General features: G+C 74.1%; 8 protein-coding genes and 1 tRNA gene. 3 read left to right on the top strand and 6 right to left on the bottom strand.

The window, feature by feature from the left end; translation table 11 throughout:
- Positions 1 to 17: 17 nt before the first annotated feature.
- Complete coding sequence (locus OG764_RS04960; RefSeq protein ID WP_328967147.1) at positions 18 to 2,378, bottom strand: hypothetical protein; 2,361 nt, start codon at positions 2,376 to 2,378, stop codon at positions 18 to 20.
- A gap of 3 nt (positions 2,379 to 2,381) precedes the next feature.
- Positions 2,382 to 2,453, bottom strand: a tRNA-Arg gene (locus OG764_RS04955).
- Positions 2,454 to 2,843: 390 nt separating this feature from the next.
- Here OG764_RS04955 and OG764_RS04950 point away from each other — a divergent pair.
- A complete protein-coding gene (locus OG764_RS04950; RefSeq protein WP_328967146.1) occupies positions 2,844 to 3,500 on the top strand; it encodes a DUF2306 domain-containing protein in 657 nt (218 codons plus the stop codon).
- A 21-nt stretch (positions 3,501 to 3,521) separates the two neighbouring features.
- On the opposite strand, the gene OG764_RS04945 is transcribed toward OG764_RS04950, so the two are convergent.
- On the bottom strand, positions 3,522 to 4,619 hold the full coding sequence (locus OG764_RS04945) for an alpha/beta hydrolase (RefSeq protein ID WP_328967145.1): 1,098 nt from the start codon (positions 4,617 to 4,619) through the stop codon (positions 3,522 to 3,524).
- A 226-nt stretch (positions 4,620 to 4,845) separates the two neighbouring features.
- Between OG764_RS04945 and OG764_RS04940 the strand changes: the two genes are divergently transcribed.
- Positions 4,846 to 6,123 (top strand): serine hydrolase domain-containing protein, encoded by a 1,278-nt coding sequence (locus OG764_RS04940; RefSeq protein ID WP_328967144.1) that lies wholly within the window; start codon positions 4,846 to 4,848, stop codon positions 6,121 to 6,123.
- Between the two features lie 140 nt (positions 6,124 to 6,263).
- On the opposite strand, the gene OG764_RS04935 is transcribed toward OG764_RS04940, so the two are convergent.
- The 3 genes from OG764_RS04935 to OG764_RS04925 form a co-directional block, all read right to left on the bottom strand.
- A complete protein-coding gene (locus tag OG764_RS04935) occupies positions 6,264 to 6,854 on the bottom strand; it encodes a L,D-transpeptidase family protein (protein ID WP_328967143.1) in 591 nt (196 codons plus the stop codon).
- A gap of 494 nt (positions 6,855 to 7,348) precedes the next feature.
- Positions 7,349 to 8,074, bottom strand: a complete 726-nt coding sequence (locus OG764_RS04930; protein ID WP_328967142.1) for a DUF4232 domain-containing protein — start codon at positions 8,072 to 8,074, stop codon at positions 7,349 to 7,351.
- Positions 8,075 to 8,254: 180 nt separating this feature from the next.
- Positions 8,255 to 11,047, bottom strand: coding sequence for an AfsR/SARP family transcriptional regulator (locus OG764_RS04925; RefSeq protein WP_328972881.1), 2,793 nt, complete (start codon positions 11,045 to 11,047; stop codon positions 8,255 to 8,257).
- A gap of 223 nt (positions 11,048 to 11,270) precedes the next feature.
- Between OG764_RS04925 and OG764_RS04920 the strand changes: the two genes are divergently transcribed.
- Entirely contained in the window at positions 11,271 to 13,169 is a 1,899-nt protein-coding gene (locus OG764_RS04920; protein ID WP_328967141.1) for an ABC transporter ATP-binding protein, read from the top strand.
- Positions 13,170 to 13,180 lie beyond the last annotated feature (11 nt).

The raw sequence follows: 13,180 nt of genomic DNA, 5'->3' as shown, positions 1-13,180 counted from the left end.
GGAGCGACGGGCCGGCGTCAGGCCCGCGGATCCGGGCGGAGCCAGTGCGGCCGGGTGGTCCAGCCGAGGAAGCGCCGGCCGTCGCCCGCGTCCGCCGTACCGCCGGCCGCGGCCTGCCGCAGCCCGGCCAGGGCCGGCGCGAGCCGGGCCCTGACATGGCCGGGATGGCGGGCCGCCTCCGCCGGCAGGGCGTCGATCACCCGGGCCTGCGCCGCGGGATCGCACAGCGAGAGGTGGAAGACCATCTGCCGCCACGCGTACGCCGCGTCCTTGATCGTGGACAGCGGCCGCGGGTTCGCGTGCACCCGGACCGTCAGCCGGCACACCGTGGCGAAGCAGCGCAGCGCGAGGTCGTCCCAGCCCGGCTCCGGCCGGATGCCGACCCGGCCGACCAGGGTGGCCAGGTTGTGCGTGGTGAGGATCTGGGCCTGCTCGACGACCATGCCGTTGCCCGCCACCGACCACCCGCCGGACCCCTGCGGGTGTCCGCCCGCGCTTGCTCCCGCATCGTGGTCCGCGGCGGCCTCGGCGGCCCGCCGCGCGCACAGCTGCGCGAAACCGGGCGAGGTGGCCGTACGGGGCGGGCGCGCCGGGGAACCGTCCCGCCCGCTGCCCTCGCCCGCCTCGGCGGCCGCCAGTGCGCGCAGCGCCGGGTAGTCGATGCCGTAGTACCGCTCGTACAGCGTGCCGTCGAGCAGGTCCGCGGCGACCAGCGCCGCCGAGAGGAACTTCGAGGTGAACGCGCCCTCGAAGATGTCCGCCGCCAGCTCATCGACGAACGGCGCTCCGGTCTCGGCCTGCCGCGCCAGCACGCCGAGTTCCCGCACCAGCGGATTGGGCAGCAGGGTGCCCGGAAACGCCTGGACGGCGAGTTCGCCGAGCTCGCGCAGCGCGGTGAGCGCCGGGCCCCGGCCCTCCTCGTCGGCGCGGTACCCGGACACCGCCCGCACCCACGGCAGCTCCTCGATCCGTACCTGGCCCGCGAGTCGGAGCAGCAGCAGCGAGCGGCGGTTGCGGAAGGCACGGTAGTTCGCGGCGGCCAGCGTGCGCAGCGCCGCGTCCCGGTAGGCGTCGGCGCCCGCCGCGGCGACCAGCTGCGGCACCAGCTCGGCCAGGACCTCGGCCGACGGCACCACCCCGCGTTCGACGAGCGTGCCGATCGGGGCGCTGAGCGCGCCCGCCACGACCTGCCGGACCGCGGCCGGGACCGGTGCCCCCGCGGGCAGTCCGGTCCGCCGTGCCTCGTCCGCCGTCACGTCCGCGACCAGCGGCGCGACATCGGCCGTGCCCGTCGTCTGCTCCAGCCCGGACAGCCGGCGCAGCACCAGCTGGGCCAGCGCGTGGTGGGAGGGCCGGCGCGCCTGCGCCGCCTGCCGGCCGCGCAGGTCCGTGTGCCGGACGGAGCCCGGCAGGCCGCGCCGGCGCACCATCGACTCCACCGCGTGCCGCAGCAGCCCGAGCCGGCGCGGGTCCAGCGCCCGCCCGGCGACGGCCTCCTCCAGGGCGCCGCGCAGGATGCCCAGGTTCTCCTTCGGGCTGCGGTGCTTGGAGCAGTGCGGATGGGCGGCGGCGAGCTCCCGGTACCGGTCCAGCAGGACACCGCCGCGCGCGTGCCAGGCGCGGTCGGGGGCGGTGTCGCCCACCCGGCCGTCCACGGCGGTCTCCAGCCAGTGCGCGAGGAGTTCGTCGCCGAACGGCTGCCAGACGGCGAGTGCCTCGCGCTGCGTCTCGATCGCGGCGTTGGGGCGGCGGTGGGCCAGGGACGCGGCCGCTTCGCCGACCGTGCGCCGGTGCACGGCCGCCGCGGACGGCGCGGGCAGGGCGGCGGGCCGGGGGGTGAAGCGCAGCCGTCCGGCGAACGGCTCCAGTACGTCGACGAGTCGGACGGCTCCGGCCGTGTCGCCGGCCCGCACCAGCCACGCCACCGTCAGCAGCGCCGCCTCCTCGGGCAGCGCGACCTCGTAGCGCCCGCCGTCCAGCAGCTCGTAGAGCCGGCGCAGGCCGGGCTCGGTCAGGAAGTAGGCGAAGAGCGCGCGGCGTTCGGCGGGCACCCCGGCGAGGCGGGCGGCCTCCTGCTCGTACGGCAGCAGCGGGCCCTCGGCGCTCGCGGCGGAGGTGGCGAACCCGCCCCGCACGACCTCGGGGGTCACCCAGGCGGGCAGGTCGGCCACCGGGGTGCGGGAGCCGACGGAGATGCGGCCGTCGGCCATCCCGGCGAGCACGGCGCGCCAGCGGTCGACGCGGTCCGCGGCCCGGCGCCGGGTGACGGCGTCGCCGTGGGTGAGCGAGGTGAGCAAGGCCCGGGCCAGCATGCCCTGCGGGTATCCCGCGGACCCGCTGGAAACGGCGGGAAGCTGCTGATCAGCGTGATCGTTCATAAGCCGGCGTGGCAGGTCCTGCCCCTGCGCCCTCCGGGTCCGGAGCCCGGTGCTCTGCTGCTGAGCTACACGCCGTCGAAACGTGACACTAGGCGGCCCCGGAAAGCGCCGCAAAGGAGATTCCGCCCGCCAGGCCATAGCGAAGGACCCGGCGTACCACGCGGCCTCGGTCGAACGCGGGCCCACGGCGGCGTGAACGCCGGGCATCACCCGGGATGACCTTGGAAGATGCCGCGCAATCCGGGAGATGGACGCACAACCGCGACACAGAACACACTTTCGATCACAGAGGGTCTCGGTGGCCGAGACCCAGCGGCACAGGAGGAATGATCCGTGACGCACAAACCCGAGCGGCCCGGTGCTCCCGCTGTCCCCCGACAGCGGCCCCGGGCCGCGTCAGAACGACCCCCCGCAGACGCCACGGCACGCAGGAGACGCCTCGGCGGCCATGCCGCGATGGTCCTCATGGCGCTCGCCACCATCGCCTTCCTGGCGTACCAACTGCCCCCGTACCTGGGCTTCCACACCGACCGGCCGCGCATCCCGCTGCGCTTCCCCCTCCACTACGCGGTGCTCGCCGGACACGTGGGCTTCGGCACGGTGGCGATGGTGACCATGTGCCTGCAGATGTGGCCCTGGCTGCGCCGCGAACACCCCGTCGCCCACCGCCGGATCGGCCGCGTCTACCTCTTCGCCGGGGCGCTCCCGTCCGCCGCGCTGGCGCTGATCATGTTCCCGGTCACCTTCAAGTCCGGCAGCATCGGCGTGCTGATGTCGGCGGTGCTGTGGTCGGTGACCGGCGTCATGGGCTTCGTACGGGCCCGGCAGCGGCGCTGGCGAGACCACCGCCGCTACATGCTCTACAGCTTCGCGATCATGTGGGGCCAGGTGGTCTGGGGCTTCGTGATCGGCATGTCGTGGATCTGGTACTCGCCGTGGCTCGAAGAGGTGGACATCGGCTACGTGATCGAGGCGTCCCGTTGGGTCGGCTGGGTGGGCAACCTGGTCGTCGTCCAGTGGTGGCTGGACCGGACGCCGAAGCGCCCGGCCCGCACGACCCCCGCCGCCGGCAGGCCCGGCGTGACCCCTGCGCCTCCCGTCCCGGCGAAGGCGCGAACCTGACGGCACCGTCCCGGCCGCAGGCTACTGCGGGCCCAGCCGGCCGCTGAGCCAGGCCAGGGAGGGCGGGATCTCGCGCAGCCACGTGCGGAAGTTGTGGCCGCCGTGGTCCAGGGTGATCGACGAGACCCGCGCGGGATGCCGCACCCGCCGGACGAACTCTTGCGTCGCCCCGCGGTTCGGCTCGCCCTGCCGGGAGGTCGTGACGAGGAACGAGGAGCGCGGCTGCGGCCGGTGGTTCAGGTACCACAACAGATCGGACCGCTTCTCCTCGGCCTTGTTCCCGTGGAAGAGATCGCCGGAGTCCTTGTCGATGTCCGGCTTGTAGTTCGCCGACAGGCCGACCCCGGCCGCGTACGTCTCCGGGTGCTGCAACGCCATCTTCAGCGCGCAGTAGCCGCCGGTCGAGTCGCCGATGATGCCCCAGCTCCGGGGCGAGGCGCCGACCCGGTACGTGCTCGCCACCGCCCGGGTGACGTCCGTGCCGAAGAACGTCTCGCTCCGCGGGCCGCCGGGGACGTCGACGCACTGCGTGTTGGCCACCGAGACGGTGGGCCGCATCATCACCAGGATCATCGGGCGCATCTTCCGCTGCTTGACCTGCTCGAGCGCCGTCCGCGGGTACCGGAGCCCCTTGAACAGGTTCTCCGCCGCGCCCGGGTAGCCGGTCAGGACGACCGTGGCCGGGAACCGGCGCCGCTCGTTGCCCGGCCGGAAGTACTCCGGCGGCAGGTACACGTACGCCTGCGCGGCCGTCCGGGACCGCTCGCCGTGGACCGTCACCTCCTCGATCACCCCGGCCCTGAGCGGATTCCCACCACCGGGCACCTCGGGGGCCCGCCGCCCGAGCACCTCTACGGCGGACCCGCCCGGCGCCGCCACCTGCGGGCGCTTCGTGCCCGCGAGGTCCGCCCACGAGTCGTAGAGCAGGAAGCTCCGGTTGGCCGTCAGGCCGACCGACGCGAGCACCAGGACCTGAACGACTGCCAGCAGGCCGATCCGGCCCAGCACCGGCCGGCAGCCGCGCCGGGCCAGCCGCGGCCACAGCCACACCGTGACCGTGAACACCAGCGCCGTGCACAGCAGGGCGCACGCCAGCAGCGCGCCACTTGTCAGACCCATGTGTGAGCGATTCCTTCTGCACCATGCGAGTTCCCGGCCCGGACGTACCGGGCCAGAGCGCTGCCAACCGGAGCGCACCGGACTAGATGGCCATAAGAGCGGAAGCGTTCCCTCCGCGTGCTCGGGGCCCGGCCGTTGCTTTCCTGCCCGTGATCTTGCGTAGGCTCGGGGCGATCGGTCCGCGCGATGCGGGCCGTGCCCTTTCCCCTTGCCCTGAGGAGCCCCGTTGCGCCTGTCTCTCGACCGTCGACTCACCGTCGGTGCCGCCCTGTTCGCCGTGGTCGCGGCCGCCGCCCCGGCGACCGCCGCCCACGCCGCGCCCGCCACCCCGTCCGCCGCCCGGACCGCCGCACCCGTGTCGGCGGTCGCGCCCGACCTCGACGGCATCACGCAGGTGCTGCAGAACACCCTCGCGGCCGGAGCGCCGGGCGCGGTCGCCCGTTTCACCGGCCCCGACGGCGTCCGGACCCGCGCCGAGGGCGTCCAGGACCGGACCACGGGCGCGGCGATGGACCCGCGGTCCCGCTTCCGGATCGGCAGCGTCACCAAGACGTTCTCGACCGTCGTGCTGCTCCAGCTGGTGTCCGAGGGCAAGCTGGCCCTGGACGCGCCGGTCAACCAGTACCTGACCGGCCTGCTGCCCGACGACCGGATCACGGTCCGTCACCTGCTGACCCACCGCAGCGGCCTGTCGGACTACACGAACGCGATGTTCGACAAGACCGTCCCCGGCTTCGAGGCCGTGCGCAACAGGGTCTTCAGCTACCAGGAGCTCGTCGACCTGTCGCTGAAGGAGCCGCGCACCACCGAGCCGGGCGTCTCGTACAAGTACTCCAACACCAACTTCGTCGTCGTCGGCATGCTCATCGAGAAGCTGACCAAGCACGGCGTGGCCACCGAGTACAAGCGCCGCATCATCAAGCCCCTGGGCCTGACGAACACGTCGTACGTGCACCCCGACACGGCCATCAAGGGGCGCCACGCGCACGGCTACCTGCACCCCGACGAGGCCGGCGCGCCGCTGGTCGACTCCACCGAGCAGACGGTCTCCTGGGCGCAGTCCGCGGGCGCGATGATCTCGAACGAGAAGGACCTCAGCACCTTCATGTCCGCCCTGCTCGGCGGCCGGCTGCTGAAGTCGGACATGCTCGACGCCATGATCACCATGACGCCGACGGACGCCACCAACACCCGTTTCTACGGGCTGGGCCTGCGCCGCTACGACCTGTCGTGCGGCACCTCGGTGTACGGCCACACCGGCACCGTGCAGGGCTTCTACACGTACATCTTCACCACGCGTGACGGCAGCCGCAGCCTCGCGGCGATGGCCAACACCTCGAACCGCGGCCAGGCCAACACCGCTCTGGGCGGCACGCTGGAGCCGGCGTTCTGCGGCAAGAAGACGCCGGCGGCCACCGGGCTGCGCAGCGCCTCCAAGGCCCGCACCGCCACCGCGACCACGGCCCCGGCCGAGGTCGACCTGCCGGAGCGCCACGCCCGCTGAAACCGGCCGGTGACCGCACCGACCCGGTCACCGGCCGGCGCGCCGGTACCGGCGACCCGCTGACCCCGGGTCACCGGTACCGGCGCGTGGTGGTCCGGCCCCTGGCCGGGGCCGGACCACCGTTCCGGGAGCGCGGCGCGCTAGCTGAACACGTACAGCTTGGTGACGCGGGACCAGCCCAGACCGTCGATCTTGGAGAACAGGTTCTTGATGTTGTTCGGGTTGAGCTTGATGCACCCGTTGGAGTAGTAGTCGTTCGGGTTGCTGTTGGTCCACTTCTCGGACTCGATGCTGCCCTGGGTTCCGTTGGGCCGCATCTCGCTGTGGATGAACAGCTCGGTCCGCTTGGTGCCGTTGTGGCACTTGTGGTCGGAGATCTTGATGACGTAGCCGTTGATGATGCCGTCGAAGTTCTTCCGGTGGAACTCGATGTTGTAGGTGCCGTTCGGCAGCCAACCCCGGTTGAGTATGCAGGCGTTGGTGCTCTGGCCGGAGCCGGCCTTGTAGCTCGCGAGCACCTTGTCGGGTCCCGCGACGCTCTTCATCAGGTAGAGCTTCGAGTTGGTCACCGAGCTCTTGTCGAACTTGAGGTAGTACGCCGGGACAGCCGCGGGAGCGGCTGCCTGCCCGGCTGCCGGCTCGGCCTGCGCCGGTACGACGGCGGCGGACAGCAGACCGGCCGCGAGCGTCGTCGCGACGGCCACGGGCAGGACTCGGAGTCGATTGCGCACGACAGCACTCCTGGTGATCAGGTGAGGGTGACGGTGACGGCGTCCGGCGGGTGACCACCGGGCCGCCGCCGAGTCTTGCCGCGGGAGGCACCGGGCACAACGGCCGTCCGGTGTCCCGGACAGCACCGCCCCCGTCCGGGCCGGTCAGGCGGGTGTGAAGGCCTCCGCGCACCCTCTTGTCCGACGCTCCGGACGCGCCGGCCTGTCCCTCAACCTTCGTCAGTCTCACCGGTGTTGCCCCAGCGTGGGCGGTCCGTGCGCGAGATGTGAACGTGCGGTGACCGATGTTGCGCACGACGCGGCGGACTCGCTGTCGGCGAAGCCATGACGCAGCATCAACTCGCACTGGGAGGCGGCTACTTCTTCGATCCCCCGCCCGGAGGCGCCTGGCCGTCCTCCCTCGGCCGGCCGGCCCGCACACGTGAAGCCGACCGTGGCCGTGCCAGTGGCCGTGCCTGTGGCCGTGGCGGTAGCGGGCGCACCGGCGCCCGTGACTAAAAGTCGTACGGCTTCGCGGTGTTCCAGTGCGTGACGTCGGCCGAGGCCCACGTGAACTTCGTGGGGACGTCCTTGGCGTCGAAGGCGTCCTGCTCGGTGGCCGGGCCCGAGTCGCCGGTCTGGTCGCGCAGCGCCAGGCTCAGACCGCCTGCGGTCCGGTTCCCGGAGCCGTCGGCGAACAGGTTCACGGCCGCGTACACCGTGGCCCCCGGCCGGACGGTGATGCGGGCGCTGCCGCCCGGCGCGTCCTTCGCGGAGTGCGCCAGCACGGAGGTGGAGTCTCCCAGCATGACGGAGGGGTACGAGGTCACCCAGCACGGCTTGGAATCGGCGTTCTTCGCGCTGATGAGGAGGTGCTCGCCCGGCTGCTTCGGGAAGCGGTGCACCACGTGGTACGACATCTCGTCGCCCGTGCACGCGGTGGTGGCTTCGCTCCCGGCGGCGGAACCCTTGCCGGCATGCGCCTTGGCGGCGCGCGCTTCGGCGGTGGTGCCCGAGCCGCCGCCCGCGGCCTCGGCCGGCGCGTCCGCCTTCACCGCGTCCCGGGGCGCGTCCCCGCCCGTGCCGGGCCGGGCGTCGGCGGCCTTCCCGCTGTCGGCCTTCCCGGCCTTGCCGTTGCCGCTGTCCGAGCCGCCGCACGCGGTCAGGGCGAGCGCGAGACCGGCGGTGGTGGCGGCCAGGGCGACGGCGCGGAGGCGGTGGGCGGTGCGGGTGGTACGCATGTGGAACTCCCCGGGTGGGTGCTGCGGTGTGGTCGCATCGCGGCAGGTCTTCCGCGATGTGTCCACCCTGACGGGGTCGGCTGGCGTTGCGTTCACGCGCCGCTGACGTTCCGCTGACGTCCACCGGTCCGGACGTCCTCCCAGGTCGCAGGGGGTGGCCCCGCGGGCCGGGCGGGGCGCTCAGGCGCGGGCCGCGAGCCGCGCCACGGCCGCGTCGTACCGCACCCGGTACCCGGCGTCCGCCGACACGCGGACCAGCGCGCCCAGCGCGCGCGCCGCGCCGTCGTCGTAACCGGAGGACTCCGCCTCGTACGCCGCCTCCTCCAGGCACCGCACGCCCTCGGTCTCGTCGCCGAGCCCGAGCAGCGCCTCGCCGGCCGCGGCGAGCAGCAGTGCCCGGGGCGCCGACGGCGCGTCCGGGAGCCGGATCGAGCCCGCGGCCGTCGCGGTGTCGAGGGCCTCCTGCCACTGGCCGGAGTCGAGCCGGTGCCGGGACAGGTGGTACAGCGCGAGCCGCTCCGTCTGCGCCAGACCGGCCTGGCGCGCCAGCTTCGCCGCCCGCAGACAGCCCTGCGCCGCCTCGTCGAGGTCACCGAGCGCGGCCTGGGCGAGCGAGAGGTTGACGAGGGCGGTGGCTTCGCCGCCGCGGTCGCCGGCCCGCGCGGCGAGCGGCGGGGCGGCCTCCAGGTGCGGCAGCGCCTCGGCGGTGCGGCCCTCCTCGGTGAGGACCCAGCCGAGCAGGGCGAGTACCCGCGACTCGGCGTTGGGATCGCCGTCCGCGCGAGCCGCCGACAGGGCCGTGTACAGCAGCGGCGCCCAGCCGTCGAGGACCCGCCACACCATCAGCGGCCACAGCACCAGCACCAGCCGCCAGGTCCTGCTGTGCAGGGCGGCGACCTGCGCCGCGCCCGCCGCGAGGACCACGTCCTCGCGTTCGGCCGCGTACCAGGCCATGGCGGCCTCCCGGTCGGGGAACCGCCGTACCTCAGGCGGCGTACGGAAGTCCGTCGGCAGCGCGAAGCACGGCTCGCCGTCCTGTTCGGCGGCCTGGGCGGCCGCGAGGCCGGTGGCGATGTAGTGGTCGAGCACCCGCTCCAGCGCGTCGGGCCCGGCGTCGAGTCCGCGCGCGTACAGCCGCACGAGGTCGTGCAGGGTCCAGCGGCCCGGCGCGCTCGACGTCACCAGATGCGCGGCGGAAAGCTGTTCGAGGGCCGCCTCGGCCGTGGCAGGGTCGGTACCCGCCAGGGCCGCCGCCGTCCCCCGGTCGACGTGCGTGCCGGGATGCCGGCCCAGGTGCGCGAACTGGTGCGCGGCGTCCGGCGGCAGCAGCCGCACCGACAGCTGGAGGGCCGCGCGCACCCCGGTGTCCTCGGCGTCGAGCAGGCTGAGCCTGCGGGTGGCGTCCGACAGCTCGTCCGCCATCGCGGCGAGCGTCCACTGCGGCTGGTCGGCGAGCCGGGCGGCGGCCACCCGCAGCGCCAGCGGCAGCCCGTCGCACAGCCGCGCCAGGCGCCGGGCGGCCACCGGCTCGGCGTGCACCCGCCCGCTGCCCAGCACCGCGGCCAGTAGCTCCGTACTGTCGTCCGGCCCCAGGACGCCCAGCGGAACGGGCCGGGCGGCGTCCGAGGCGATCAGCCCGCGCAGCCGGTGCCGGCTGGTGACCACGGTGACGCAGCCGGTGCCGCCCGGCAGCAGCGGCCGCGCCTGCTGCGACGCCCGTACGTTGTCCAGGACGACCAGCAGCCGGCGCTCGGCGGTCAGCGACCGGTACAGGGCGGCCGCGCTGATCACAGACTCCGGCACCCGGCGCGGCGGCACGCCCAGGGCCAGCAGGAACTCCCGCAGCACGTCCATCAGCGGGGGCTCGCCCGTCTCGCTGAAACCGCGCAGGTCGACATGGAGGCGGCCGTCGGGGAACCGTGCCTCGGCGCGGTGCGCCCAGTGCACCACGAGGGCGCTCTTGCCGACGCCCGCGGGCCCGGTGACCAGGCACACGGGCGCCTCCCCGGTGGCGGCCACCGACAGCGCGGCCAGCTCGGCGTGCCGCCCGTGGAAGCCGCGGGGCGCCCGCGGCAGCAGATCCACCACGCCGCTGCCCGGGAAGGCAGCGGGGGCCGGGGCGGGTGTGCGCGCCGGGGCGGTCGGGGCAGCGCCGGCGGCCGGGTCCGCGGCCCCGCCCGCCGCCGGGGCGAACGCCGCGGGCGTCTCGGCGGCCCGGTCCTCCTCGTGGTCGCCCTGGCCCCGCAGCGCCAGCGCGTAGGCGTTGGCGAGCTCGCGTCCCGGATCGACGCCCAGCTCGTCGGCGAGCAGCCGCCGCGTGCGGTGGAACCAGTCGAGCGCCTCCGAGCGCCGCCCGGCCCGCCGCAGAGCGGTCACCAGCGCCGCCGACAGCGATTCGCGCAGCGGGTGGGCGCTCGCCTCGGCGCGCAGCACGGCCGCCGCCCGCGAGTGCTCGCCGAGGCGGCCGTACCCGGCGGCCAGCTGCTCGACCGCGGAGAGCCGGAGCTCCTCCAGGGCGTGCGCGGCGGCCTGCAGCGGCGGGCTGGGGTGGACGCCGGTCAGCGCCGGGCCCTGCCACAGCGCGAGGGCCTCCCGGTACATGGCCACCGTGTCGGCCGCCGAGCGCTGCTCCCGGGCGAGCGTGACCAGCTCCTCGAAGCGGTGCGCATCGAGGAGCGTCTCGGGCATCCGCAGGGTGTAGGCCGCGCCCTGGGTGGTCAGTTCCACGCCGTACATCTCGGCGTCGGCGGAATCCAGCAGGGTTCGCAGGCGCGACACGTGCCCCTGGATGACGCTGCGGGCGCGGGCCGGCGGCTCCTCGTCCCACAGGGAGGTGGTGAGCTGGTCGACGGAGACGGGATGGTTGGGCCGCAGCAACAGGGCGGCGAGCAGGCTGCGCCGCTTGGCCGGGCCGAGCAGAAGGTCCCCCGACTCGGTGGCCACGGCCACCGATCCGAGCAGCCGGAACTCCACCAACTTTGCACCTCCAGAAGCAAAGGTTGACAGCCTATCCCCACCTCCCGGCCCTCCTGCAGCGTGCCTCCGCCGGTGCCCGCGCATACCGGCCACGCCGCTCCGGATGCCCGTCGCACCCTCGCGACCCGGGCCCCGACCCCGGGCTTTGACCCCAGCCCTTGACCCGGCCTTGACCACGGACCTTGACCTCAAGGTCGGTTGAGGTTCTAGCGTCGTCGGCATGGACATGGAAGTCACCGCGTGGACCTCGCTGCACAGCGCCGTCAACGCGCAGGCGGACCGCCGCCCGTTCTCCCGGGCCACCCTCGGCCGGATCGCCGCCTTCGCCCGCCCGCACCGGCGCGGCCTGCTGCTGTTCCTGCTCCTCAGCGTCGTCACCGCACTCCTGGCGGTGGCCACGCCGGTGCTCGCCGCCCGGGTCGTCGACGCCATCGTCGACGGCCGGGACGGCTCCGACGTCACGCGGCTGGCCCTGCTGATCGCCGTGATCGCGGTCGCGGAGGCAGGACTGGGGCTGCTCGCGCGCAAACGCTCCGCGACCCTCGGCGAGGGCCTCATCCTGGACCTGCGGACCACGGTCTTCGACCACGTGCAGCGCATGCCGGTGGCGTTCTTCACCCGAACCCGCACCGGCGCGCTCGTCAGCCGCCTCAACAACGACGTGATCGGCGCCCAGCGCGCGTTCAGCAACACCCTGTCCGGAGTGGTCGGCAACACGGTGACCCTGCTGCTGACCCTCGCCGTCATGCTGAGCATCTCCTGGCAGATCACACTGCTGGCGCTCGTCCTGCTCCCGGTGTTCGTCCTGCCGGCCCGCCGGATGGGCGCCCGGATGGCACGGATGCAGCGGGAGGCGGCGCAGCTGAACGCGGCGATGGGCACCCAGATGACCGAACGCTTCTCGGCGCCCGGCGCGACCCTGGTGAAACTGTTCGGCCGGCCCGACGACGAGTCCGCGGAGTTCGCCGCCCGCGCCGCCCGGGTGCGCGACATCGGGATCCGTACCGCCATGGCCCAGTCGGTGTTCATCACCGCGCTCACCCTCGTCTCGGCGCTGGCGCTGGCCCTCGTCTACGGCCTCGGCGGCCACTACGCCCTGCGCGGCACCCTCGACGCCGGATCCGTGGTCGCCCTCTCGCTGCTGCTGACCCGGCTGTACGCCCCGCTCACCGCGCTGGCCGGGGCCCGGGTGGAGGTCATGAGCGCACTCGTCAGCTTCGAGCGGGTCTTCGAGATCCTCGACCTGAAACCGCTGATCGCGCAGCGGCCGGACGCCCGCCGGGTGCCGGACGGCCCGGTGTCCGTGGAGTTCGACTCGGTGTCCTTCGGCTACCCGTCCGCGGACAAGGTGTCCCTGGCCTCCCTGGAGGAGGTCGCGACGCTGGACGGCCGCGGCGGCACGCAGGTCCTGCACGGGGTGTCGTTCCGCGCCGAACCCGGACAGATGATCGCCCTGGTCGGGTCCTCCGGCGCCGGCAAGTCCACCATCGCCCAGCTCCTGCCCCGCCTCTACGACGCCGACGCCGGCGCGGTCCGCCTGGGTGGCATCGACGTACGCGACCTGACCGCCGACTCGATCCGCGAGACCCTCGGCATGGTCACCCAGGACGGGCACCTCTTCCACGAGTCGGTACGGTCCAACCTGCTGCTCGCCCGGCCGGAAGCCACCGAGGACGAGCTCTGGGCCGCACTGCGCCGGGCCCGGCTGGACGACCTGGTCGCCTCGCTCCCCGACGGCCTGGACACCGTGGTCGGCGAACGCGGCTACCGGCTGTCCGGCGGCGAACGGCAGCGGCTGACCATCGCCCGGCTGCTGCTGGCCCGGCAGCGCGTCGTCATCCTCGACGAGGCCACCGCGCACCTCGACTCCACCTCCGAGGCGGCCGTCCAGGAGGCCCTCGGCGAGGCGCTCGCCGGACGGACCGCGGTCGTGATCGCCCACCGCCTCTCGACCGTGCAGGCCGCCGACCAGATCCTGGTGGTCGAGGACGGCCGGATCGTGGAGCGGGGCACCCACCGGGAGCTGTTGGCGGCCGGCGGCCGGTACGAGGAGCTGTACCGCACCCAGTTCGACCCGGCCGGAGCGGGAGCGGGCGAGCCGCTGCCGTCCGGCGGATGATGCTCGAAGAC

Source organism: Streptomyces sp. NBC_00239 (assembly GCF_036194065.1).
Classification (GTDB): Bacteria; Actinomycetota; Actinomycetes; order Streptomycetales; family Streptomycetaceae; genus Streptomyces.
Note: the sequence above shows the minus strand (reverse complement) of the source record. Positions and strands in the feature narration are given on the sequence as shown.

Excerpts from the sequence above, each read along its gene's own strand:
- OG764_RS04930 (WP_328967142.1), bottom strand. The coding sequence starts at position 8,074 with ATGCGTACCACCCGCACCGCCCACCGCCTCCGCGCCGTCGCCCTGGCC.
- OG764_RS04950 (WP_328967146.1), top strand. The coding sequence starts at position 2,844 with ATGGCGCTCGCCACCATCGCCTTCCTGGCGTACCAACTGCCCCCGTAC.
- OG764_RS04960 (WP_328967147.1), bottom strand. The coding sequence starts at position 2,378 with ATGAACGATCACGCTGATCAGCAGCTTCCCGCCGTTTCCAGCGGGTCC.
- OG764_RS04945 (WP_328967145.1), bottom strand. The coding sequence starts at position 4,619 with ATGGGTCTGACAAGTGGCGCGCTGCTGGCGTGCGCCCTGCTGTGCACG.
- OG764_RS04920 (WP_328967141.1), top strand. The coding sequence starts at position 11,271 with ATGGACATGGAAGTCACCGCGTGGACCTCGCTGCACAGCGCCGTCAAC.